This window comes from Pseudonocardia humida (assembly GCF_023898865.1).
Lineage (GTDB): Bacteria > Actinomycetota > Actinomycetes > Mycobacteriales > Pseudonocardiaceae > Pseudonocardia > Pseudonocardia humida.
On sequence record NZ_JAGSOV010000047.1, the window covers coordinates 18,267 to 41,682 of the forward strand.

At 74.8% G+C, this 23,416-nt stretch carries 21 protein-coding genes; 6 read left to right on the forward strand and 15 right to left on the reverse strand.

What is annotated here, in order from left to right; all coding sequences use genetic code 11:
* Window positions 1-2: 2 nt before the first annotated feature.
* From KDL28_RS22950 to KDL28_RS22965, 4 genes are all read right to left on the reverse strand, one after another.
* Window positions 3-767, reverse strand: coding sequence for an ABC transporter permease (locus KDL28_RS22950; RefSeq protein WP_252441539.1), 765 nt, complete (start codon window positions 765-767; stop codon window positions 3-5).
* Window positions 764-1,975 (reverse strand): betaine/proline/choline family ABC transporter ATP-binding protein, encoded by a 1,212-nt coding sequence (locus KDL28_RS22955; protein ID WP_252441540.1) that lies wholly within the window; start codon window positions 1,973-1,975, stop codon window positions 764-766. The genes KDL28_RS22950 and KDL28_RS22955 overlap by 4 nt, the downstream gene beginning before the upstream one ends.
* Window positions 1,972-2,616 carry an ABC transporter permease gene (locus KDL28_RS22960; RefSeq protein ID WP_252441541.1) on the reverse strand — a complete coding sequence of 215 codons (645 nt, stop codon included), beginning with the start codon at window positions 2,614-2,616 and terminating at the stop codon, window positions 1,972-1,974. Before KDL28_RS22960 ends, KDL28_RS22955 begins: the two co-directional genes overlap by 4 nt.
* A gap of 149 nt (window positions 2,617-2,765) precedes the next feature.
* A complete protein-coding gene (locus KDL28_RS22965) occupies window positions 2,766-3,149 on the reverse strand; it encodes a GtrA family protein (protein WP_252441565.1) in 384 nt (127 codons plus the stop codon).
* Between the two features lie 178 nt (window positions 3,150-3,327).
* Between KDL28_RS22965 and KDL28_RS22970 the strand changes: the two genes are divergently transcribed.
* Window positions 3,328-5,004: a DUF885 domain-containing protein gene (locus KDL28_RS22970; protein ID WP_252441542.1), complete on the forward strand. Its 1,677-nt coding sequence runs from the start codon at window positions 3,328-3,330 to the stop codon at window positions 5,002-5,004.
* Between the two features lie 37 nt (window positions 5,005-5,041).
* On the opposite strand, the gene KDL28_RS22975 is transcribed toward KDL28_RS22970, so the two are convergent.
* A complete protein-coding gene (locus KDL28_RS22975; protein WP_252441543.1) occupies window positions 5,042-5,641 on the reverse strand; it encodes a DUF1707 SHOCT-like domain-containing protein in 600 nt (199 codons plus the stop codon).
* Window positions 5,642-5,762: 121 nt separating this feature from the next.
* Complete coding sequence (locus KDL28_RS22980) at window positions 5,763-6,185, reverse strand: uL11 family ribosomal protein (protein ID WP_252441544.1); 423 nt, start codon at window positions 6,183-6,185, stop codon at window positions 5,763-5,765.
* Between the two features lie 71 nt (window positions 6,186-6,256).
* On the opposite strand from KDL28_RS22980, the gene dprE1 reads away from it, so the two are divergent.
* Both dprE1 and dprE2 read left to right on the forward strand, forming a co-directional pair.
* Complete coding sequence (dprE1, locus tag KDL28_RS22985) at window positions 6,257-7,615, forward strand: decaprenylphosphoryl-beta-D-ribose oxidase (protein WP_252441545.1); 1,359 nt, start codon at window positions 6,257-6,259, stop codon at window positions 7,613-7,615.
* 29 nt (window positions 7,616-7,644) lie between these two features.
* A complete protein-coding gene (gene dprE2, locus KDL28_RS22990) occupies window positions 7,645-8,400 on the forward strand; it encodes a decaprenylphospho-beta-D-erythro-pentofuranosid-2-ulose 2-reductase (protein ID WP_252441546.1) in 756 nt (251 codons plus the stop codon).
* A gap of 143 nt (window positions 8,401-8,543) precedes the next feature.
* On the opposite strand, the gene KDL28_RS22995 is transcribed toward dprE2, so the two are convergent.
* The 4 genes from KDL28_RS22995 to KDL28_RS23010 all read right to left on the reverse strand — a co-directional run bounded on the left by KDL28_RS22995 (window position 8,544) and on the right by KDL28_RS23010 (window position 13,375).
* Window positions 8,544-9,980 (reverse strand): acyltransferase family protein, encoded by a 1,437-nt coding sequence (locus tag KDL28_RS22995; protein ID WP_252441547.1) that lies wholly within the window; start codon window positions 9,978-9,980, stop codon window positions 8,544-8,546.
* A 160-nt stretch (window positions 9,981-10,140) separates the two neighbouring features.
* Complete coding sequence (locus KDL28_RS23000; RefSeq protein WP_252441548.1) at window positions 10,141-10,794, reverse strand: nitroreductase family protein; 654 nt, start codon at window positions 10,792-10,794, stop codon at window positions 10,141-10,143.
* A 24-nt stretch (window positions 10,795-10,818) separates the two neighbouring features.
* The gene (locus tag KDL28_RS23005; protein WP_252441549.1) at window positions 10,819-11,676 is read right to left on the reverse strand and encodes an ATP-grasp domain-containing protein; all 858 of its coding nucleotides are present in this window, start codon (window positions 11,674-11,676) and stop codon (window positions 10,819-10,821) included.
* A gap of 70 nt (window positions 11,677-11,746) precedes the next feature.
* On the reverse strand, window positions 11,747-13,375 hold the full coding sequence (locus KDL28_RS23010) for an arabinofuranosyltransferase AftB family protein (RefSeq protein ID WP_252441550.1): 1,629 nt from the start codon (window positions 13,373-13,375) through the stop codon (window positions 11,747-11,749).
* On the opposite strand from KDL28_RS23010, the gene KDL28_RS23015 reads away from it, so the two are divergent.
* Window positions 13,365-13,565, forward strand: coding sequence for a hypothetical protein (locus KDL28_RS23015; RefSeq protein ID WP_252441551.1), 201 nt, complete (start codon window positions 13,365-13,367; stop codon window positions 13,563-13,565). The two genes, KDL28_RS23010 and KDL28_RS23015, sit on opposite strands and share 11 nt — an antisense overlap.
* On the opposite strand, the gene KDL28_RS23020 is transcribed toward KDL28_RS23015, so the two are convergent.
* From KDL28_RS23020 to KDL28_RS23035, 4 genes are all read right to left on the reverse strand, one after another.
* Window positions 13,562-14,302 (reverse strand): class I SAM-dependent methyltransferase, encoded by a 741-nt coding sequence (locus tag KDL28_RS23020; RefSeq protein ID WP_252441552.1) that lies wholly within the window; start codon window positions 14,300-14,302, stop codon window positions 13,562-13,564. The two genes, KDL28_RS23015 and KDL28_RS23020, sit on opposite strands and share 4 nt — an antisense overlap.
* Window positions 14,299-15,453: a glycosyltransferase family 4 protein gene (locus KDL28_RS23025; RefSeq protein WP_252441553.1), complete on the reverse strand. Its 1,155-nt coding sequence runs from the start codon at window positions 15,451-15,453 to the stop codon at window positions 14,299-14,301. The genes KDL28_RS23020 and KDL28_RS23025 overlap by 4 nt, the downstream gene beginning before the upstream one ends.
* The gene (locus tag KDL28_RS23030; protein WP_252441554.1) at window positions 15,443-16,666 is read right to left on the reverse strand and encodes a lipopolysaccharide biosynthesis protein; all 1,224 of its coding nucleotides are present in this window, start codon (window positions 16,664-16,666) and stop codon (window positions 15,443-15,445) included. The genes KDL28_RS23025 and KDL28_RS23030 overlap by 11 nt, the downstream gene beginning before the upstream one ends.
* Before the next feature lie 189 nt (window positions 16,667-16,855).
* On the reverse strand, window positions 16,856-17,572 hold the full coding sequence (locus KDL28_RS23035) for a class I SAM-dependent methyltransferase (protein WP_252441555.1): 717 nt from the start codon (window positions 17,570-17,572) through the stop codon (window positions 16,856-16,858).
* A 98-nt stretch (window positions 17,573-17,670) separates the two neighbouring features.
* Here KDL28_RS23035 and KDL28_RS23040 point away from each other — a divergent pair, with 98 nt between their 5' ends.
* Both KDL28_RS23040 and KDL28_RS23045 read left to right on the forward strand, forming a co-directional pair.
* Entirely contained in the window at window positions 17,671-18,927 is a 1,257-nt protein-coding gene (locus KDL28_RS23040; protein WP_252441556.1) for an amidase, read from the forward strand.
* Between the two features lie 14 nt (window positions 18,928-18,941).
* Window positions 18,942-22,610, forward strand: a complete 3,669-nt coding sequence (locus KDL28_RS23045; protein ID WP_252441557.1) for an arabinosyltransferase domain-containing protein — start codon at window positions 18,942-18,944, stop codon at window positions 22,608-22,610.
* On the opposite strand, the gene KDL28_RS23050 is transcribed toward KDL28_RS23045, so the two are convergent.
* Complete coding sequence (locus tag KDL28_RS23050; protein WP_252441558.1) at window positions 22,591-23,415, reverse strand: alpha/beta fold hydrolase; 825 nt, start codon at window positions 23,413-23,415, stop codon at window positions 22,591-22,593. The genes KDL28_RS23045 and KDL28_RS23050 overlap by 20 nt on opposite strands.
* Between the last annotated feature and the right edge of the window lies 1 nt (window position 23,416).

The following is a 23,416-nucleotide window of genomic DNA, read 5'->3' on the forward strand; positions in this document are numbered from 1 at the left end:
GCCTACAGCCCCTTCGGCCGGAGCACCTCCTCGGCGACACGGCCGAGGTAGTCGATGAGCAGCGCCAGCACGGCGGTGAGCACGCTGCCGACGATCGTCACGAGCTGCCGGTTCTGCACCAGGCCGGTGATGATGATCCCGCCGAAGCCGCCCGCGTCGACCAGCGCGGCGAGCGTCGCGGTGCCGACGTTCACCACGAGCGCGGTGCGCAGGCCGGTGAGGATCACCGGGACGGCCAGCGGCAGCTCGATGCGCCGCAGCACCTGCCCCTTGCTCATCCCCATGCCGCGACCGGACTCGATGACGGCCTCGTCGACCTGCTGCAGCCCGATCATGGTGTTGCGCAGCACCGGCAGCGCCGAGTACGCGACCAGCGCCACCACCGCGGGCCAGAAGCCGATCCCCCAGCCGATCGCCAGCAGCACCAGCACGCCGATCGACGGGACCGACTGGCCGATGTTGAACACCGCGACCGCGGCCGGGGTGATCCGCCGCAGCGCGGGGCGGGTCAGCGCGATCCCCACCGGCACCGCGATGACCAGCACGAACAGCGTGGACACCAGGGTCAGCGAGATGTGCTCGCCCGCCGCCTGCACGATGAAGGGCAGGTTGACCCTGCGCTCCTCGATGCTGTCCAGCTCGGTGGACGCGACGTAGGCCCACAGCCCGAGCAGCACCGCGGCCAGCACGGCGGGCGTGACGAGCCAGCCCGCCAGCGACCGGCGCCGCGGCAGGCCGACGTCGAGCTGCTCGACCGCGATCGTCATCGCGCGGGCTCCACCGGGTCGGCCTCGTCGAACGGGGAGTCGACGAGGGCCTGCCCGCGCAACCGCTCGCGCTCGGCGGTCTGCATGCCGCGGATGGCCTCGTTGATCGTGTCGATCTCCACGACGCCGGAGTAGCGGCCGTCGTCGTCCAGCACGACGGCGGTGCTGTAGCGGGCGGTGAGCATCTCGTTGAGGGTGTCGCTGAGCGTGGCGCCCGGGCGGACGATGGCCGGCGGCAGGCCGTCGCCCGCGGCGATCGGTCCGGTGGCGGCGCGCAGGTGGTCGCCGGTGATCCAGCCGCGCGGCACGCCCTGCGCGTCGAGCAGCAGCAGCGAGCCCTTGTCGGACTCGGTGAGCAGCCGCCGGGCCTGGGCGAGGTCGGTGCCCGCGGTGACGGTCGGCCAGTCGCCCAGCGCGATGTCGCGCACGCGGCTCAGGCTCAGCCGCTTGAGCGAGGCGCCGCGGCCGATGAAGTCGGCGACGAACTCGTCGGCCGGGTCGACCAGGATCCGTTCCGGGGTGTCGAACTGGGCGATCTGCGAGCCTTCGCGCAGGATGGCGATCCGGTCGCCCATCTTGATGGCCTCGTCGATGTCGTGCGTGACGAAGACGATGGTCTTCTTGATCTCGGCCTGCAGCCGCAGGAACTCGTTCTGCAGGCGGTCGCGGGTGATCGGGTCGATCGCGCCGAACGGCTCGTCCATCAGCATCACGTCGGGGTCGGCGCTCATCGCCCTGGCCACCCCGATCCGCTGGCGCTGCCCGCCGGAGAGCTGCTTGGGGAAGCGGTCGCGGTACTCGGCGGGGTCCATCCCGACGAGCCCGATCAGCTCGTCGACCCGGTCGGCGATGCGCCTGCGGTCCCAGCCCAGCAGCTTGGGCACCGTGGCGATGTTCTGCGCGATCGTCTGGTGCGGGAACAGCCCGATCTGCTGGATGACGTAGCCGATGCGCCTGCGGAGCTGGTCCGGGTCGGCCCGGGTGACGTCCTCGTCGTCGAGGAAGATCCGGCCGGACGTCGGCTCGATCAACCGGTTGATCATCTTCATGGTGGTCGTCTTGCCGCAGCCCGAGGGCCCCACGAAGATCACGATCTCGCCCTCGGGGATCTCCATCGAGAGCCCCTGCACGGCAGGCTGCGCCTGGCCGGGGAACCGCTTGGTGAGCTCGTCGAGCCGGATCTTGGTCCGGCCCCCCAGACCAGTCATCGGACCCCCCTCGATGTCGTCAGCCGGTTGAGCAGCACGAACAGCAGGTCGAACAGGATCGCCAGCACGATCACGCCGAGCGTGCCGCCGAGCACCAGGTTGAGCGCGTTCGGGCTGCTGATCCGCGACAGCCCGGCGAAGATGTCGTTGCCCAGGCCGGGGCCCAGGATGTAGGCGCCGATGGCCACGATGCCCAGCGCAAGCAGCGTGGAGACCCGCATCCCGGTGAGGATGACCGGCCAGGCCAGCGGGAGCTCGATGCGGAACAGCCGCTGCACCCGGCTCATCCCCATGCCCTGCGCGGACTCCACGACCGCCGGGTCGACCCCGCGCAGGCCGACGATCGTGTTGGCCACGATCGGCAGCAGCGAGTACATGACCAGCGCGGTGACCACCGGCGTGGTGCCCAGCCCCAGCCAGCTGATGAACAGGCCGAACAGGGCCAGCGACGGGATCGTCAGGAAGACCGAGCAGGTGGCGATGACCAGCTGGCGCAGCCGGGGGCGGTCGTAGGTGAGCAGCCCCAGCCCCACCCCGATGACGGTGGCGATGGCCACGGCCAGCGCCGTGACCAGCGCGTGCTCGACGCCCAGCTCGAGCAGGTTGTCCCAGCGGTTACCCAGGTAGTCGACGAAGTTCACGCGCCCCCGACACCCCCTGATCGACTGCGACTGGCCAGGAGGGTGGCACGCTGCGCGACCGTCAGCAATAACTGGCGGGTCTCGATCGGCGGTTGCCAGCCGACCGGGCGACCGCCGCGGTGTCGTCGCGATAGTCCTGACCAGGCCGGTCAGGCGCGGAAGACCACCGTGCGCAGCATCACGAAGTTGATGGCGGTCGCCGTGCCCTGGGCGATCACCCAGGCCAGGCTGATCTTGAAGTCCATCGCCGGCAGCACGGCGAGCATCAGCGCGTTCATCCCGATGTTGATCGCGAACGTGGTGCCGTAGAGCAGCACGAAGCCGGCGAACCGGGCCCGGCCGCCCTCGCTGGCCGAGAACGTGAACCGGCGGTTGAGCAGGTAAGCCGTGGTCGTGCCGAGGATGAAGCTGATCGCCTTGGCGCCGTGCACCCAGGTGCCCGCGGACAGCAGCAGGTGGTAGGCGCCGAAGTCGACCAGGGCCGAGAGCGCGCCGATCGCGACGAACCGCGTCAGCTGCGCCACCAGGCCCATCCGGGCGGGCGCCTCCGGCTCGGTCGCGGTCACGCCCACGAGGGTATCGACGGCCCCGACCGCGGCGCCGCCCCCACCCCCCGGCCGGAGTTGGAAGGGCGGCGGAGCGGGGCGGGAGGGGCGGGGAGGGGACGGGGAGGGGGCGGCGGCGGTGGGCGCGGTCGGGCACGATCGGGCCGTGACCACCCCCACGGAGCAGATCGGCGTGCGCACCCTCGCCGACGACTACGTCCGCCGCCTCGCCGACCTGGACCCCATGGTCGCCACGACGCTGGGCACCCATCCCGGCGACGACCGCGTCCCCGACCTCTCCCCCGACGGCCAGGCCGCCGAGGACGCGCTGGCCCGCGACGTGCTCGACCGGCTGGGCTCGGCGACCGTGGCCGACGACGACGACCGGCGCTGCGCCCGGCTGCTGCGCGAGCGGCTGGAGGCGCAGCTGGCGGTCGGCGAGTCCGGCGAGCACCTGCGGGCGGTGCGCAACATCTTCAGCCCGCACCAGCAGGTCCGCCATCTGTTCACGCTGATGCCGACGGCCACCGCCGACGACTGGGCGGTGGTCGCTCGCCGGATGGCCCGGGTCCCGGAGGCCTACGCCGGCTACATCGCGTCGCTGACCGAGGGTTCGCGGCGCGGCCTGCACGCCGCGCCGCGCCAGGTCGAGACCGTCGTCGAGCAGTTGGACGAGTGGGCGGCGAGCGCCTGGTTCCCCACCTTCGCGGACGGCGCGCCGGACGACATCCCGACCGCGCTGCGCTCGGAGCTGACCGACGCCGCCACCACCGCGCAGGCGGCCGCGGCGGAGCTGCGCGAGTACCTGGCCACGACGTACCTGCCTGCGGCGCAGGGCACGCCCGACGCCGTCGGCGCGGAGCGCTACCGGCTCGGCGCCCGCGCGAGCACCGGCGCCGACCTGGACCTCGCGGAGGCCTACGCCTGGGCGTGGGACGAGCACCGCCGGATCGACGCGGAGATCCGCCGGGAGGCCGAGGCCGTGCTGCCCGGGGCCGACCCCCTCACCGCGATGCGCCACCTCGACGAGAACGGCCCGGCGGTGGAGGGCGTCGAGGAGGTGCGGGCCTGGCTGCAGGAGATGATGGACACCGCCATCGCCGACCTGGAGGGCACCCACTTCGACATCCCGGTGCCGGTCCGCCACGTGGAGGCGATGATCGCCCCGGCGGGCAGCGCGGCCGCCCCGTACTACACCCGCCCCTCGCTGGGCTTCTCCCGCCCGGGCCGGACCTGGCTGCCCACGCTGGGCGAGACCCGGTTCCCGCTGTGGGGGCTGGTCAGCACCTGGTACCACGAGGGCGTCCCGGGCCACCACCTGCAGCTGGGCCAGTGGACCCACCTGGCCGACCAGCTCTCGACGTTCCAGACCTCCATCGGGTCCACGTCGGGCAACGTCGAGGGCTGGGCGCTCTACGCCGAGCGGCTGATGGACGAGCTGGGCTACCTCACCGTGCCCGGCGCCCGCATCGGCTACCTGGACGCCCAGCAGATGCGCGCGGTCCGGGTCGTCATCGACATCGGCATGCACCTCGAGCTGCGGGTGCCGGCGGACTCGCCGCTGCACGCCGGTGAGACCTGGACCCCGCAGGTCGCCCGCGAGTTCGTCGGCGCCCACTGCGGCCGGCCCCCGGCGTTCCTGGACAGCGAGATCGTGCGCTACCTCGGCTGGCCGGGGCAGGCGATCAGCTACAAGCTCGGGGAGCGGGCCTGGCTGGCCGGCCGCGACGCGGCGCGCGCCGCCCGGGGCGCCGACTTCGACCTCAAGGCGTGGCACGCGGCGGCGCTGTCGCTGGGCAGCCTGGGCCTGGACGACCTGACCGACGAGCTGGCGAAGCTGTAGGGCGCGGCGGAGCCGCGGAGCACGGCGGTGGGGCGGCTCAGCCGCCCCACCGGAACCGCTTGCGCACCGTCACCGAACCCATGCTGGCCCGGCCGGTGACGATGAAGTGCGGGACGCCGGGCCGCGGCGCGGAGGGCAGCTTGCTGCGCACCGACCCCATCGCGGCCATGACGCCGTCGACGTTGGCGGTGGCCTCGTCCGGGACGATCAGCTTCGCCGAGCCGGCGCCCAGCTCCAGCTCGATCTCCACGACCGGGTGCGGGTTGTCGGCCTCGACGAAGTCGAGCACGACCGAGCCCATGCCGTTCTGCACCCGCAACTTCGGCGGAACCGACCAGGCCCCCGTGCGCTTGATGGTGGACATGCCCGAGCGCAGCACGACCGGCTCGGTGTTCGCCGCGGGCACCGCGGCGGCGGGCCGCACGGCGATCTGCCCGCCCGGCAGGTCGATCAGCGGCGGGACCAGGTCGGCCTCGTACTTGGCCGCGTAGACCGCCGAGAGCCGCTCCTCCAGCTCCTGGACGGTGATCCGCCCTTCGGCCAGGGCCTGGTGCAGCCGCTCGGCGGCGCGCTCGCGGTCGGCGTCGGAGATCCGGATGCCGGGCGGTTGCGCCGGGTCCGGGGGCTGCACTGTCACCTCCCCGACAATAGTGCGGGGCGCCACCCCCGCCCCTGCGGTGCGTGGTGGATTTGCGCACCCGGCGGGACGCCCCGGCTGTCCGGGCGTGGTCGAACAGCCGTGGCGTCCCGCTCGGTGCTCACGCCTCGACGAGCACGCCCATGGAGCGGGCGGTGCCGGCGACGATGCGCATGGCCTTCTCGATGTCGTCGGTGTTCAGGTCGGGCAGCTTGCGCTCGGCGACCTCGCGCAGCTGGGCGGCGGTCAGCGTGCCCGCGGGGGCGTGGGCCGGGCGGGCCGATCCGGGGCCGCCGAGCGCCCGCCGGATCAGGAACGAGGTCGGTGGGGTGCGCAGCTCCAGGGCGAACGAGCGGTCGTCGAACACGGTGATGCGGGCGGGCACGACGTCGCCGCGCCGGGCGGCGGTCAGCTCGTCGTAGTGGCGCTTGATCCCGACCAGGTTCACCCCGGTCTGGCCGAGCATCTTCCCCAGCTCGGTCACCGCGGCCGCACCGGCCGTGAGCTGCAGCGTCACCTGGTGGATGGGTCTCTTCGGCGGCATGGTCCCGACCCTGCGGCCGGCACCGGGTGGAGGGTCCAGGGGAATTACCGCGCGCGAGTAGCCTTGGCCCGATGCCTGAGACGACGAGCCTGCGCGGCTGGGGTCGCACCGCGCCCACCGTGGCCACCGTGCGCCGGCCGCGCACCGTCGAGGACGTGGCCGCGGCCGTCGCCGCGGCCGGGCCGCGCGGGCTGATCGCCCGCGGTCTGGGCCGCTCCTACGGCGACCCCGCGCAGAACGCCGGCGGCCTCGTGCTCGACATGACCGACCTGGCCGCCGTGCACTCGATCGACCCCGACACCGGGATCGCCGACGTCGACGCCGGGGTCAGCCTCGACACCCTCATGCGCGCCGCGCTGCCGCACGGGCTGTGGGTGCCGGTGCTGCCCGGCACCCGCCAGGTCACCATCGGCGGCGCCATCGGCGCCGACGTGCACGGCAAGAACCACCACACCAAGGGCAGCTTCGGCAACCACGTCCGGTCGATGCGGCTGGTCACCGCCGACGGCGCGGTCCGCGAGCTCACCCCGGACGGCCCGGAGTCCGAGCTGTTCTGGGCCACCGTCGGCGGAATGGGGCTGACCGGCGTCGTCGTGCGGGCCACGGTGCAGCTGCACCGCACCGAGTCGGCGTACTTCGTGGTCGACACCGACCGCACCGCCGACCTCGACGAGCTGATGGCGCTGCTCACCGACGGCTCCGACGACACCTACGGCTACTCCGCGGCCTGGTTCGACACCACGACCACCGGGGCGGCCCTGGGCCGCGCGGTGCTCACCCGCGGCTCGCTGGCCACCGTCGACCAGCTGCCGGCCAAGCTGCGCGGCGAGCCGCTGAAGTTCGACGCCCCGCAGCTGCTGACCGTCCCGGACGTCTTCCCCAACGGCCTGGCCAACCGCTACACGCTGCGCGCGTTCAGCGAGCTCTGGTACCGCAAGGCCCCCAAGCACCAGCGCGGCTCGGTGCAGAACATCTCGACCTTCTACCAGGTCCTCGACCTCTTCGGCGACTGGAACCGGGTCTACGGCTCGCGCGGGTTCCTGCAGTACCAGTTCGTGGTGCCCTTCGGCGAGGAGCCGACGTTCCGCCGGGTCGTGGAGAAGATCGCGCACTCGCCGCACGCCTCCGGGCTCAACGTGCTCAAGCGGTTCGGCGAGGGCAACGCGGCGCCGCTGTCGTTCCCGGTGCCCGGCTGGACGATCACCGTCGACTTCCCGGTGGTCCGCGGGCTCGACCGCTTCTGCAACGAGCTCGACGAGCTGGTGCTGGGCGCGGGCGGCCGGCTCTACCTGGCCAAGGAGTCCCGGGCCGACGCGGAGACCTTCCGCCGCGGCTACCCCCGGTTCGACGAGTGGCGCAAGGTCCGCGACGCGGTCGACCCGAACCGGGTCTTCGCCTCCGACATGTCCCGCCGCCTCGAGCTGGCCTGAGTCCCACCCCACGAGCGGAGCACTCCACCATGATCGACGCCCTCGGCAACCCGCAGAGCGTGCTGCTGCTCGGCGGCACCTCCGAGATCGGGCTGGCGGTGGTCGAGGCCTTCGCCACCGACCGCCCGGTGCGCGTCGTGCTCGCCGGCCGCCCGTCCGAGCGCCTCGACGCCGCCAAGTCCCGGCTGGAGGAGCGCGGCTGCGCGGTCGAGACGATCGAGTTCGACGCCACCGCCCCCGACACCCACGGCGACGTCCTGCGCAAGGCGTGGGCAGGCGGCGACGTCGACGTCGCGGTGGTGGCGTTCGGGTTGCTCGGCGACAACGAGAAGGCCTGGACCGACTCGGCGACCGCCGTGCAGCTGGCCCAGGTCAACTACACCGCGGCCGTGTCGGTCGGGGTGGAGCTCGGCGAGCGGATGAAGGAGCAGGGCTACGGCTCGATCGTGGCGCTGTCGTCGGTGGCAGGCGAGCGCGCCCGCCGGTCGAACTTCGTCTACGGCTCCACCAAGGCCGGGCTGGACGCGTTCTACACGGGCCTGACCGAGGCCCTGCGCCCGCACGGCGTGGTCGTCACGATCGTGCGGCCCGGGTTCGTGCACACGAAGATGACCGAGGGCCACAAGCCCGCCCCGCTGTCCACGACCCCCGAGGCCGTGGCCCAGATCGTGGTGGACGCGGTGCGCAACCGCAAGGAGCTGGTCTGGGCACCGGCGCCGCTGCGGCTGGTGATGAGCGTCCTGCGCCACATCCCCCGCCCGGTCTTCCGCCGCCTCCCCATCTGAGCCGCTCGGTGCCACCGCGCTCGCCCGTCCGGCGGCCCCGAAGTTCAGGAAGGCCACCTTCCTGCCCTGTGCGGACCTGAAGGTGGCCTTCCTGAACCCGGGCCGCGCGTGCCCCCGAGGTCGCGTCGGGGTCAGGCGCCGGTCTACAGGCGGCTGCTGCGGTAGCCGTCCAGGGCGATCCGGCCCGGGGCCGGGCGCTGGTTGCGGGCCGCGATCAGGGCGCTGACCAGGGTCGGGCGCCGGCCGGGGCCGGCGGCGTGGCGCGGGGCCATCGACACCAGCAGGTCGCGCTCGGCGACCTCGCGGCCGGAGGCGTGCCGCCCCACCTGGTCGACGGAGGGCCGCTCGGTGGCCGGGACGTCGATGGGGGCCAGGGTCGGCTGCGTGCCCAGGCGGCCGCCGCCCGCGGGGGGCGCGGCGGGCAGCATCGCCCGCATCCGCCGCCGGGCGGGTTCCTCGACCAGCCGGAAGGCCAGCGCCGCCACCGGGACCGTGGCCAGCACCACCGCCACCCCCACGACGTGGGCCAGGGCGGTGTCGGGGGCGAGCCAGCCGAAGCGGCGCAGGGCCAGCCAGTACAGCTCCAGCATCGGGATGTGCACCAGGTACAGCGCGTAGGACAGGTGCCCACCGTGCACGGCCCAGCGCGTCGACAGCACCATCGCCGGGCCGCGGTCGGCCACCGCCACCGCCGCGACCAGCAGCGGGAACAGCACGATCACCACGCCGCCGCGGCCGGGGGCGATCCGGTCGCCCAGCAGCAGCCCGCCGGCGAGCACCACCGGCACCGCGACGGCCAGCGCGGACGCCGCGCGGCGGGTGGGCTCGGTGGAGCGCAGCCTGCGCACGGTCAGGTAGGTGAGCACCCCGGCGCCGAAGCCGCAGAGGATGCGGGTCAGCCAGCTCCACGGGTAGTACGGGGTGCCCAGCAGCAGGTAGGCGCCGCCCAGCGGGGCCATCATCAGCAGGGTGGCCGCGGCCAGCACCGCGACGGGCAGGTTGCGCATCCGGAAGAAGCCCAGCGCGGCCACCGGGAACAGCAGGTAGGCCAGCCACTCGGCGCTGATCGACCAGGTCGAGCCGACCCAGGAGGCGCCGTCGAGGTACTGGCTGGTCCACATCTGGGCCATGAGCAGCTGCTCGACCCACTCCCCGACGTCGACCTGCGGCTGGACGCTCTGGAAGGCGATCTCGCTGTCCCCGCCGAAGGCCAGCCGGGCCACCAGCCAGATGCCGAACACGTGGAACACCAGCGCGTACAGCGGCCACATGCGGCTGGCCCTGGCCCAGACGAACCGCAGGGTCGCCCCGGCGCGCAGCCACGGCCCGAGCTTGTCCAGGTAGGTGTAGGCGATCACGAAGCCGCTCAGCACGAAGAACAGGTCGACGCCGAGCGCGCCCGCGGTGACCAGCGGGCCGAGCACCGCGACGACCTCGGCGACGCCGGGCAGCGGGGTGAAGTGGAAGTGGAACAGCACCACCCACGCGGCCGCGACGATGCGCAGCCCGGTCAGTCCGCGCAGCTCGCCGCGCGCGTTCCCCGCCGTCGTGGTTCCGGTGTCCTGACCTGCTGCTCTCACGAACGGCGCAACGAGCAAGGACTGTTCGGCGGTGCGCCTGCTGGACCGAACGTACCGGTATGCCGCACCGCATCACTGCCGGTCGATCGGGGTCACCCGATCGGAAGCGGCGGGGCCCGTCGGTCCGTCGCCCGTCGGCGACGGACCGCTACCTCGGGCCCTACCAGCGGTCGACGTGCAGGACCTTCTCCAGGGGCTCGCGCGGGGCGGGCTTGAACGTCTCACCGGTGTAGTAGGCGGTGGGCAGCAGCACGCCCTGGCGCACCTTCGGCGGGATGCCGAGCAGCTCGGAGATCTCCTTCTCGTAGGCCAGGTGCAGGGTGGTCCACGCGCTGCCCAGCCCGCGCGCCCTGGCCGCCAGCTGGAAGCTCCAGGCCGCGGGCAGCAGCGACCCCCACAGCCCGGCCTGGTTGCCGGCCGGCAGGTCCTCGCCCGCGGTGATGCACGCCAGGACGTGCACGGGCACCTCGCCCATGCGGTCGGCGAGGTAGGACGCCGAGTCGCCGACCCTGGCCTGCACGACCTGCCGCTCCTGGCTCAGCGTCGCGATGCGGGCCGCCGAGGCCGGGGAGTTGCGGTACGCGTCGAACGAGCGCCGGTAGTACTCACCGATCTGGGCGCGCAGCCCGGCATCGGTGACGACGATCCAGTGCCAGCCCTGGGTGTTGCTGCCCGTCGGCGCCTGCAGGGAGACCTCGATCGCCTCCTTGACCAGCTCCAGGGGGACCGGCCGGTCGAAGTCGAGGCGCTTGCGCACCGAACGGGTGGTGGTGAGCAGCTCGTCGGGGCCGAGCGGCAGGACGTTTCCGGTCATCCGTCGAACCTCTCACGGAGTGGATCAGGAGACCAGGGCCGCGGCCAGCCGCCCCGGTGCCCCCGCGTCGGCCTGCGGCAGGAAGAGCGAGGGCTCCACCAGCTCCACCTCCAGCACGCGGTGCCCGCCGTCGTCGTCGCGGACGAGGTCGACGCGGGCGTAGGCCGGGGTGCCGAAGCGGGCGGCCACCACGTCGACCGCGGCCCGCGCGACGGCGACCTGGTCCGGGTCGGCCTCGTGGGCGGACAGCTCCTCGGCGACGAAGAGCTCGTCGACCGCGCCGGCCGGGGCCAGGGTGATGCGCTTGTTGGCGGCGTGGCTGTAGCGCCCGCCGAAGAACAGCAGCCCCCACTCCCCCTCCGCCTCGACCGAGGCCACCCTGGGCTGCACCAGGACGGACTCGCCGCGCCCGGACAGCCGCTCGACGTGCTCGCGGGCCAGGTCGGCCTGGTCCGCCCGGTAGGCGCCGACGTCGCGGCTGCCGGCCCCGACGGCCGGCTTGACCACGACGTCGCCCCCGTCGAGCCGCACCGGCCCGCCGGCCTCGACGAACGTCGTCGGGATGGTGGGTACGCCGGCGGCGGCCAGCTCGGCCAGGTAGTGCTTGTCGAGGTTCCAGCGCACGACGGCGACGGGGTTGCGCACGTCGGTGACGGCGTCGACGCGGCGCAGCCAGTCCAGGAACCCGTCGAGGCGCTGCGGGTAGTCCCACGTGGAGCGCAGGACCACGCGGTCGAAGGCCGCCCAGTCGACGTCCGGGTCGTCCCAGTCCACGACCTCCACGCGCGCCCCGGTGCCGGCCAGCGCGCCCAGCGCGAGCGGCTCGTCGTCGTCGCGGCCGCGGGCGTCGCGGGTGGTCACCCAAGCCAGTGAGTCGATCACGCCGGGGACGCTAGCGTCCGGACCGGGGTGCGGGCTGCCCTCCGGGGGTAAGGCTTCGCGCCGGACGCCGCTACTCCGCCGGGGCGCAGGTGGCGGCGACGGTGGGGTCGCGGTCGTAGCGGTAGGAGGTGCGCTCCCAGGCCCCGGTGAGGTTCTGCCAGAACCGCTCGGCGGTCAGCGGGGCGCGCACCGAGTCGAGCACCTCGGCGGTGGCCGGGCAGGCCAGCGCGGCGCGGGCGGCGGCGAGCTGGTCGGGCGGGGCGAACCCGCCGTCGTCGACGACGCCGGCGTCGGCGACGTACCAGGCGGGCGGGAGGTCCTTATCGTGGCCGATGCGGCCGTCGGGCAGGCCGGTGGCGTGCGCGGCGAGCGGGTTGACCAGGCCGACGCCGTCGTGGACGCGCACGTCGAGCGGGGCCAGCTCGCCGGCGACGCCCAGGTTGAGCCAGGCGATGGAGTCGGGGGCGCCGGGGGGCGCGGGCAGCAGCCGCCACTCCAGCTCGCCGTCCGGACGGGGCGCGGCCAGGGCGAGCGAGGGCTGCGCGGTGGCCTCCAGCGCCGCCACCCCCTCGGGGACCATCGGGTGGGTGCGGAAGTCCTCGGCGGCCACCGGGTAGAGGGCGTCGACCAGCCGCACGTAGTAGAGGCGCTCGTTGGCGATCCCGCCGGGGCCCAGGTCCTCGTAGGCCGGGCGCAGGCCGAGCACGCAGACGAACGCCCACGCCCCGACCACCGCGACCGGCAGCACGGTCCGCCAGATCAGCGGCACCACGAGCACCGGCAGGACCAGCGAGAACAACGCGGGCAGCAGCATGCGGCCGTGCATGAAGTCGCCGCCGACGCGGATCACGTAGACGGCGAGCAGCAGGCCGGCCAGCACCGGGGCGACGGCCACCGCGGCCGTGGCCACCCGCAGCCGCGGGTCGCCGTCGGGGCGGCGCACGACCAGCAGCACCGCGGCGACCAGCAGCGCGGCCAGCGGCACCCACAGCCGGTAGGTGGCGGTGAGGTCGTCGAGGTAGAGCAGGCCCTGCTCCCACCGCGGGTCGCCGGCCTCCTTGGCCAGCGCGGTGGAGGGCACCAGGAGCCCGTAGTAGCCGGCCCGGAAGACCTCGTAGGCCAGCGGGACCGCGGCCGCGGCGGCGGCCAGCCCGACCAGCCGGGGCAGCCCGCGGCGCCGCTCCAGCAGCACCAGCACGACCGCCGCGAGCAGCCCGAACAGCGCCAGGTCGGGGCGGACGAGCGGGGCCAGCCCGAGCACCACGGCCGCCGGCCACGCCCGGCCGGTGGGCGCGGATCCGTTCCCGGCGCCGTCGTCGCTCGCCCGGCGCAGCGCCTCCAGCCTGCGCACCAGCAGCCACCAGGTCAGCCCGAGCCAGCCGACGATCAGGCCGGTCTCCAGGCCGGAGGTGCCGAAGTCCCAGAACGGCGGCAGCGCCACCACGACCAGCGCGCCCAGCGGCACGATCCGGCGCCGCCCGCCGGCCAGCCTGCGCGCGCCGTCCATGCCCAGGCCCAGGCCAAGCACCGACAGCACCAGGCCGAGCACGACGGCCGCCCAGTTCAGCGACACCCCGGGCACCAGGCCGGGCAGCGCCAGCAGGCCGGTCCACAGGGTGGAGGTGTTGGCCTCGACGCGCTCGCCCGCGTTGTAGACCGGGCCGTCGCCGGCGAGCAGGTTGCGCACCGTGCGCAGCACGATCAGCCCGTCGTCGCTGACCCAGCGCCGGTTCCCGATCAGTACCGCGAACCCGGCCAGCGTGATGCCGATGACGAACCGGTCCCACGGGGAGCGCGGGATCGGCAGCCGGGTGGGGCGTTCGCCCGCGGCCCGCGGCCCGGAGCCGGCGGGGACCGGGTCGGTGGCGGTGCTGATGGCGGGCCCCTAGATCGGGTCCGGGTCGACGCGCTCGATCACGAAGACCGACGACTCGCCGGAGCCGGGGCGCAGGAACAGCCGTCCGGCGAGGAACTGGGTGAGCGAGGGCACCGCGTGCACGAGGGCGTCGAGCAGCTTGGGGAGCTTGCCGTAGGGCACGTTCCACAGCCCGTCGCTGCCCTCGCGCAGCACCCGGAAGCCGCGGGCCTCGATGAACGCCCGCCACTCGGCGTGCGGTTTGAGGTTGATGTGGGTCGGGTCCTGGTAGCCGGTCCAGCCCGGGCCGGCCAGCCGGCGGGCCCGCCCCGCCGGGTCGGGCATGACGACCAGCGCCCGCCCGCCGGGCACCAGGATGCGCCGCCAGCAGGCCAGCACGCCGGTGGCGGTGGCGTCGTCGAGGTGCTCGAGCACGTGGATCGCGGTCAGGCCGCGGAAGACGCCGCTGGGGATGTCGTCGAGCTCGGTGTGCACCGGGGAGCCGGGAGCGGTCCGGCGGGACAGCCCCGCCGAGTACGGCGAGATCTCGAACCCGGACGCCGAGCCGTGCATCGCCAGCCTGCGCAGCAGGTGGCCGGTGCCGCAGCCGAAGTCCAGGTAGGGGCCGGCGCCGATGTAGCTGCGGACCATCCGGACGTACCAGCGCAGCGCGGGCCGGTCACCCGCCTGGCCGTTGCCCTCGTAGTAGGACTCGTCGTAATGGTCGGGCCCGCCCCGGGCGGCCTCGAACTCGAACCCCGACGTGGTCATCGGCGCGCCTTTCGCTGGTGGGCCGCCTTGTCCAGCAGCACCTCGTAGGCGTCCAGCACGGAGGATACCGAGAACGCCTGGTGGGCGGCCTTGCGGCCGGCCTCGCGGTCGGGCGGGTCGGCATGCAGGCCGCGCAGGGCGCGGGTGATCGCGGCCGGGTCTGCCGGGGGGACGACGGTGCCGAAGCCGGTCTGCGCGACCGGCTGGCGCACGCCGGGGATGTCGCTGGACAGCACCGGGACCCCGGCCAGCATGGCCACGGCCTGCACGATGCCGAACGCCTCGAACGCGTTGACCGAGGGCAGGGTGAACACGTCGAGCGAGGCGTAGAAGTCGCCGATGCGCTCCTCGGGCACGAAGCCCATCAGCCGCACGCGCGGGTCGTCGCCGATGGCCGCGCGGACCTGCTGGACGACGCTGCCCCCGGCCACGTGGGTGAAGTCGCCGCCGATGAGCAGCCGGGCGTCCGGGTCGGGCAGCGCCCGGAACCCGCGGACCAGGTACTCCAGGCCCTTCTCACGCACGATCCGGCCGAGGAACCCGACGTGCAGCCCGTCGGTCTCCCGGTAGGACGGCAGGCCGGGCGGCGGGGGCGGGCAGGGCGGCGCGACGATCGCCATGCCCGGCTCGATGGCCGACCACATCCGGCTGTTGCGGGCGTAGTCCTCGCTGGTCACAGCCACGATCGCGGAGTTGTGCATGGCGTAGCGGTTGGAGGCGTCGACGACCACCCGCTGGGCGGCGTTGACGAGCCCGGGGGGCAGCGTCACGTCGCAGTGGTAGGTCGACACGATCGGCGTGCGCATCCCCGCGGCGATCGCCCCGGCCTCCAGCATCGGCAGCTGCAGCGCGCCGACCTTCGCCCGGGCGATCGTGGCCCTGGCCAGCCGCACGAACTGCGGGCTGATCACCCCGCGGCCGAGCCGGGCGATCACCGGCGCGCGCAGCACGCGCACCCCGTTGATCTCCTCGCGGCGCGGGAGCGAGGAGTCGAAGCGGTTGGTCACGACGGTGACGCGGCGACCGCGCGCGGCCATGCCCTCGGCGAGGCCGCGCGCCATGTTGGTCAGCCCGGACACGTAGGGGTCGTAGTAGGTCAACGCGATGACGAGGTCGTCCCGGCCGTGATCGGGGGCGGAGTCAGCCGACACTCTGCAACACTCGCTCTCGTTCGCTCAGGACCAGCGCGGTACCGACCAGCCAGCCCACCACCGACCCGAGCAGGAAGGCCAGCTCGGCGCGCAGCAGCAGGTCCGGGACGAGTGCGAGCACGAGCGCGGCGGTGAGCAGCCCGGACAGCCAGCTCCAGGCGACGAGGCGGTGCCGAACGGACGCCACCAGCACCTGGGTGATCAGGACCAGCACGATATAGGCCGCCACACCGACGGCGAGCAGGGCCACGTGCATGCCGCCGATCACGTACTGCGGGCCGAAGATGAGCCCGACCAGCCACGGACCGCACAGCCAGCCGACCGCGGCCGCGACCGCGGCGAGCACGAGCAGGCCCAGCGCGAGCAGCCGCACGATCCGCACCAGCGCGGCCCGGTCGCCGCTGTGCAGGGCGGTGGTGAGCACCGGCAGCAGCGCGCTCTGCAGCGGCACCACGAGGAACAGCGGGATCCGGCTGAGGGTGAACGCGGCCAGCAGCTGCCCGGCCGCCGTCGCCTCGGCCGCATCGCGGGCCAGCACCGGCGCGATCACCGGGATGCCGTTGAGCAGGAGCTGCGCGCACACCGAGCCCAGCAGCAACGGGGCGACCGCCGACCACACCTGGCGCGGGGTCCGCCAGCCCGCGGCCGGGTCGGGCTCGGTGGTGGCCCGGGTGCGCCTGCGCAGCAGCGAGACCAGCTGCGGGGCGTGCGACAGCCCGATGGCCGCGGTCAGGGTCCAGGCGAACCCGCCGCTGCCCGGTTCGGCGACCAGCCCGGCGACCAGCGCGGCCAGCAGCACCCGCAGCAGCGAGTCGACGAACATGATGAACGCGTGCCGGCCCATCCGGTCCATGCCGATCAGCGCCCCGCGCACCACGAACTGGCCCGCCGAGACCAGGCACAGCACCCCGAACGCGACGACCACGACGGAGTGCCCGCCGAAGGTCGCCGACAGCAGCGGCCAGGCCAGCGCCACGACGGCCAGCTGCCCGACCGCCATGGTCGCCGCGGTGAACAGGGTGGCCTTCAGCACGCCGAGCGGACGGCCCGGCGTCTGCAGCATCCGGGCCGTCTCCTGCTCGATGGACAGGAACATGCCGAAGCCGGCGACCTGGGCGAGCGACCAGAAAGCGCCGAAGTAGGCGTACTCGGCGGCCGACAGGTTCCGCGCGACGATCGCCAGGTAGACGTTGACGAGCAGCCCGGACGCCACGATCCCGAGGCCGACCAGCCCGAGCGATCGCGTGTGCGAACCGGGGGTGCTAGTCAGGACTCCGACCTCCATCGGACGCGGCACGAGGGGCGCCGGGAACCCGCCGATTATGCAGTGCAGCGGCGGTGTCGACCGATCCGGCCCGGCCGCGCGAGCCGCGTGCCGCGTCCGGGTCGGTACCCGGACGGGCTACTTCTCGGCGCGGACGACGTACAGGTGGCTGCGCCAGCGCGGGCCCGCGGAGGCGTCCTCCTCGACCGAGACGGTGACCCCGCCCGCGTCGGCGACCAGCCGGGTGACCGCGGCCGGTGCGGTGCCGTGCATCTGCATGCCGGCCCGCAGCCGGTCCAGCACCGGGACGGGCAGCGCCCGCATGGCGCCACCGATCACCCCGGTCGGCTCGACCGGCAGCTGGAAGGCCACCACCCCGCCGGGGGCGGCCACCCGCAGGAAGTGCCGGATGTAGCCGTGCGACAGCTCGGGGGGCATGTGCTGGAGCACTCGGCAGGAGTAGACGAGGTCGACGCTGTCGTCGGCGACGGTGGCCAGCTCGGTGCCGTCGTCGTGGACGAACTCGCAGCGCTCGTCGTCGACGATCTCGCGCGCCTTGGCCAGCATCGTCGGGGAGGCGTCGACGCCGATGGCCCGGCTGAACCCGGCGGCGGCCAGACCCGCGGTGAGCCGGCCCGGACCGCAGCCGAAGTCCAGCGCGGTACCGGTCTTCGGGGCGATCCCGCGCCTGCCGAGCAGGGCCAGCAACGCCTCGATCTCCCGGCGGCCGGTGCGCAGGAACTCCGCGGCGTCCCACCGGCGGCCGCGGCCGGCGTCGGTGAGCGCGGCCCACATCGGGTCGGTGTCGCCCAGGTGGGTCCACCGCTGCACCACACCGGTCAGCGAGTTGCTCACCGGTGCACCCTAACGGTCGAGCCAGGCCTCCACGCCGCAGGTACCGGCCGGGCGCCAAACCGCTGGCCTGGCGACGGAGGCGCGGCCAGGCTGCACCGGTGACGGCGGAACCGCAGGTGGCCGAGCTGCTGGGCCGGTTGGCGAGCGGGGCCGTGCCGGCCGCGGAGGCGGTCGCCGAGCGGCTGGACGCGCTGCACCGGGTGCACGCCGGCACCGGGGCCGTGGCCTCCTTCGCCGACGAGCGGGCGCTGACCGACGCCGCCCGGCTCGACCGCGCCTTCGCCGCGGCCGGGCCGGTCGGACCGCTGCACGGGCTGCCGGTCACCGTGAAGGACTGGATCGACGTCGAGGGCTTCCCGTGCGCGGGCCTGACCGGGCGGACCGACCGGCACCCCGGCGTCGACGCCACCGCGGTCGCCCGGCTGCGCGCGGCCGGGGCGGTGGTGGTCGCCAAGACCCGGCCGTGGGGGCGGGTGCGTCACCCGCTCGACCCGGCGCGCACCGTCGGCGGGTCCAGCAGCGGCGAGGCCGCCGCCGTCGCGGCCGGCGCCTCGCCGCTCGGGCTGGGCAGCGACTCCGGCGGCAGCATCCGGCTGCCGGCCGCGTGGGCCGGGGCGTGCGGGCTCAAACCGACCACCGGGCGGGTGCCGGGCACCGGGCACTTCCCGCGGATCGGCGCGCTGAGCGACGGCCGCACCCAGGTCGGGCCGCTGGCCGCGGACGTCGCGACCCTCGAGCTGGCGCTGTCGGTGATCTCCGGGCCGGACGGCGTCGACGCCGGGGTGCCGCCGGTCCCGCTGGCCGGGTCGGCCGCCGTTCGACCCGACGGGCTGCGGGTCGCGGTGGCCGGTGGCTCAGCGGCGTGGCGACCGGCCCCGGAGGTGCTGGCCGCGGTGGAGCGGGCCGCAGCCACGCTGGAGGCGGCCGGCGCGCGGCGGGTGCCGTGGCCGCTGGACTGGCTGCCCGACGCATGGGAGATCACCCGCGGCTACTGGGCGCGGGCCACCGGCCGGCCCGGGCTGACCGGCGCCGACGTGCAGCGCCAGCTGTGGGACTGGGACCGCTTCCGGACCCGCGCCCTGCGCGCGATGGCCGGGGTCGACGTGCTGGTCATGCCGGTGGCGCTGCGGACGGCGCCGCCCCACGACGAGCCCGACGACCTGGAGGCGTTCGTCTGCACGCTGCCGGCGAGCCTGTCCGGCTCCCCGGCTCTCGCGCTGCCGGTGGGCGCCGACGCCGCCGGGCTGCCGCTCGCCGTCCAGCTGGTCGGGCGGCCGTGGGAGGACCACGTGGTCCTCGCCGCCGGACGGATCATCGAGCGCGGGGCCACTTCGCCGACCGGCGGTACCGGCTGACACCATCGGCGACCGTGACTGACGTGTCCGACGCCGCGCCGGGCGGAGCCGTTCCGGGCCAGGTCAAGCCGGGCGTCGCCGAGCCGGACCGGACCGAGCGGGACCGGAGCGAGCCGGACCCCACCGCGCCGGACCCCACCGGACCGGACCGGTCCGAGCGGGACGTCGACGAGCCGGGCCAGACCGAGCCGGACGCCGACGTGCCGGAGGTCGCCGAGCCGGACGTCGCCAAGCCCGACGTCGCCAAGCCCGACCTCGCCGAGCCCGACGTCGCCGAGCCCGACGTCGCCAAGCCCGACCTCGCCGAGCCCGACCTCGCCGAGCCCGACGTCGCCGAGCCCGACGTCGCCGAACCGGACCAGACCGCGCCGGACCAGACCGCGCCCGACGCCGCCGCGCCGGAACCGGAACCGGAGCGGCCCGGACCCGCCGAGCCGCAGGTGGCTCCCACTCCGGTCCGGCGCCACAGGGTCCTCGTGTTCCTGGCCGCGCTGACCGGGCTGGTCGCCGTGGTGTGCGGTGCGCTGCTGCCGTTCGCGCCGGTCTCGGTGAACCAGCCGACGGTGACCTGGCCGCAGGAGCCGACCCGGCCGGAGTCGACGCTGCTGCAGCTGGCCGCGCACCGGCCGCTGGTCATGGACATCCGGTTCAGCTGCGAGGCCGCCTCCCTCGCCCAGGAGCGCGGCGGGGTGGTCGTCTCGACCGCGGCCCCGGACTCGCCGGTCGCCGGCACCACCGGGCTCATCGTCACCGCGCGGGACGGCAGGCTGCGGGTCGCGGCCCTGGACGAGCTGCTGCTCGACGAGCCGCTGGCCCCCGGGCCGTGCGAGTACCGGATCACCGGGCAGAGCCGGGGCCTGCCGGTCTACCAGGGCGAGCTGCCCGACCCGACCGATCCGGCTGCGCCCGACCTCAGCGCGCTGGCCGGGCCGGACAACGCCCGGCTGGTGGTCGCCCGCGACGGCGCCGAGCTGCTGCGCCGCGACGCCCGGCAGCTGCCCGACGTCGAGGTGCTGGCCACCTCGCTGACCGAGGTGCCCGCCGGTGGCCTGGCGGTCGCGCTGCGGGTGGACGACGAGTTCACCGGCACCGCCACCCCGGCCAAGCAGGCGCTGGTGCTCGGGCTGCTGGCCGCGCTGCTGCTCACCGCGCTGCTGCTGGTCCTGCTCGACCGGCGGACCCCCCGGGTGCCGGCGATCTGGCGGCCGGGCCGGCCGCGACTGGTCGACCTGCTGGTACCGGCGGTGCTGGTGCTGTGGATGTTCATCGCGCCGGCCACCGACGACGACGGCTACTACGCGGCGATGGCCCGCAACGCCGCGCTCACCGGGGACGTCGGCAACTACTTCCAGCTCTACGACCAGAGCTTCACCCCGTTCACCTGGTTCTACCAGGCACTGGGCTGGTGGCAGCAGCTGGTCGGGGACGCCGTGGTGCTGCAGCGGATCCCGGCGCTGGTGTTCGGCGTGCTCACCTTCTACGCGCTGCGCCGCTTCACGGTGGCGGCGATGCACGAGTGGGCGCCGGACCGGCGGTGGGTGCGGGTGCTGGCGCACGCGCTGCTCGCGATCACGTTCCTGGTCTGGTGGGTGCCCCAGGACATGGGGGTGCGCCCGGAGACGGTGGTGGCGCTGACCGGGTCGTGGACCCTGCTGGCCGTGCTCGCCGCCGGGCGGCGCAACCGGCTCGGGCTCGCCTGGCTGGCGTTCCTCGTGGCCGGTGTCGGGTTCACCACGCACCCCACCGGGTTCACCCTGTTCGCCCCGCTGGTCGCCGGGCTCCCGCTGCTGTGGCCGGTCGTGCGGGTGGCAGGCGACCACCTCGGCACCGCGCTGCGCGCCTTCGCCGTCGCGTCCGGCGGGATGATCGCGATGGCCACCGCGTTCGCCGACGGCGCGCTGCGCGACTTCCTGCGCGGGCAGGCGATCTTCCTGTCGATCCAGTCGCAGGAGGGCTGGACGAGCGAGATCCAGCGCTACGGCTTCCTGCTGACCGCCAACCCGATGGGCAACTTCGCCAAGCGGTCGGCGATCCTGGTCTGCCTGGTGGCGCTGGTCTGGTTCGCGGTGCTGGCCGTCGCGGCCCGGGTGCGCGGGGTCGCCGTGCCGACCGCGCTGTGGTTCGCCGCATCGACGACCGCGCTGGCCTTCGCCTCGCTCTGGCTCACCCCGTCGAAGTGGAGCCACCACTTCGGCGCGCTGGCCGGGTTCGGCCCGGTGTTCCTGGCCCTGCTGCTGGTCACCGCGGTCCCGCTGACCCTGCGGGTGCTCGGCGACGCCCGGCCGCCGCTCGGCGTGCTCGCCGCCGCGACGACGTCGTTCGCGGTGGCGATCGCGCTGGCCTGGCACGGCCCCAACCGGTGGCCCTACTCCCGGTTGGACGGCGCGCAGTGGTCGGACGACCCGTCCACGGCGCTGGGCATCGCGCTGGACTCCCCGGCACTGTGGGTGCTGGTGGTCGCGGTGGTCGCCGTCGTCGGGTGGGGGATCGGCAGGCGGGCGGGGCACGGCTTCCGGTCGGCGTGGCTGCGCGCCGTGCCGGTGGTCGTCGTGCTGTCGCTGGCCGGGACCACGTGGTTCACCGTGGCCACGTTCGCCCAGGCCGCGATGGAGGACGTGCCCGTCGACTCGGTGTGGGCGCGCAGCTGGGCCGATCCCACCGGGACCGGCTGCGGCGCGGCCGGCGTGGTGCGCGTCTACGACCCGACCACCGCGGTCCCGCTGGCCGCGGCGTCCCCGCCGCCCGCCCCGACCACCCCGCAGAGCCCCACCACGACCGCGGCCCCGCCCGCCCCCCGGGCCCCCGGGCGCGCTCCGGCGCCCCCGCAGCCGACCCCGGTGACCCCGGAGAACCCGGCCTACACCGAGTACTTCCTGTCCGACAGCGGCTACTACGTGGGCAACGCGCCGCAGGGGCCGGGCGCCGCCCAGGTGTGGGGCAGCATGCTGGGCCGCGACGGGCTCGCCTTCGAACGCAACACCGGGCAGATGAGCACCGGCTGGTACGCGCTGCCGCCGACGCCGACCCCGGACAGCGCGGTCACCGTGCTGGCCGCGGGCACGCTGGCGGACGGGAACTCGCTGACCGCGTTCTACGCCCGCGCGGACGGCGCCACCGTCGCCCCCGTCGAGGTCGAGGACGGGCCGGGCCAGGAGCTGACCGACACCGCCCGCGACCCGTCATGGCGGACGTTCGTGCTGACCCCGCCGCCGGGCGCCGAGCTGGTCCGGCTGGCCGCGGTGGACGGCACCGGCGGCGTCCACGGCTGGGTGGGCTTCTCCGCTCCGGCGCTGTCGCGGGCGAAGGTGCTCGACGAGTACATCCCGTCCGGTTCCCCGGTGGCGCTGGCCTGGCCGATCGCCTTCAACTACCCGTGCGTGACGCAGCCGGCGATGGTCGACGGCATCACCGAGTCGCCGGAGCACGCCGTGCTCTGGGGCGACGAGGCGCTCAGCGGATTCGGCGACGGGGCGTGGCAGAGCTCACGTGGAGGCGCGTTCGCCCAGGTCCCGCGGACGCAGTCGGTGCAGCAGCTGGCCGTGGTGCCCGGCACCGACCCGCGCATCGAGGTGTACACCTTCGCCACGCCGCTCGCGCCGCGGGCGTACACGGTGACGCGCACGGCCCGGGAGACCCCGGGCGGGTCGGCGGCCATCCCGGACCTCAGCCCCGAGGGCTCTTGAGGGCCGCGTCCGGACCGGCGGCGGAGCGCACCGCCGGCACGGGCTCCAGCTCCGCGGGGACCCTCCGGTGCCCGACCCAGTCGGCGACCGTCCGGGCGAACAGCTCGGGGTGCTGGGCCACCCAGGCGTGCGCCGCCCGCGGGACCCGGGCCGCCGTGGCCCCGGCCGCGGCCAGGTCGGTCAGGCTGCGCCGGATGGCCCCGGCCTCCCGGTCGCCCGCTACCGCGAGCAGGCGGTCGGCCACCGCGTCGAGCCCGTCCGGCAGGCGGTGGTCGAGCAACTCCCGGTAGATGCGCTCGATCGTCGTCGGGGACAGCCGGGCCACGCCCTCGACGTAGGCGGCGCGCTCCGGCCCGTGCAGGCCCATCAGCGCACCGCCGATGCGCGCAACCAGCCGGCTGCGCAGCAGCACCACGGCGGCGCGCACGACGGCCCCCTGCAGCCGGGGGCGCACCAGCCGGCGCGTCGCCACCCCGCTGACCACGGCGGACCGCACGGCGCCCGGGTGCCGGGCCAGCAGCGCGAGCGCCACGTACCCGCCCTGCGACAGCCCGACGACGTCGGCGCGGCCGTCGGGCGCGACCCGGGCGATGACGTCGGCGACCAGGTCGGCGGTGCCGGCCATCGACTCCCACGGCACGGCGTGGCTCTCCCCCTGCCGCGGGAGGTCGACCGCGACGCAGTGGAACCGGTCGGCCAGCCGGGCCGCGACGTCGTCCCACATCCAGCTGGTGACGCCCAGCCCGTGCAGCAGGACGACGGTGGGCGCCGCCGGGTCGCCGGACTCGGTGGTGTGCAGGGACATG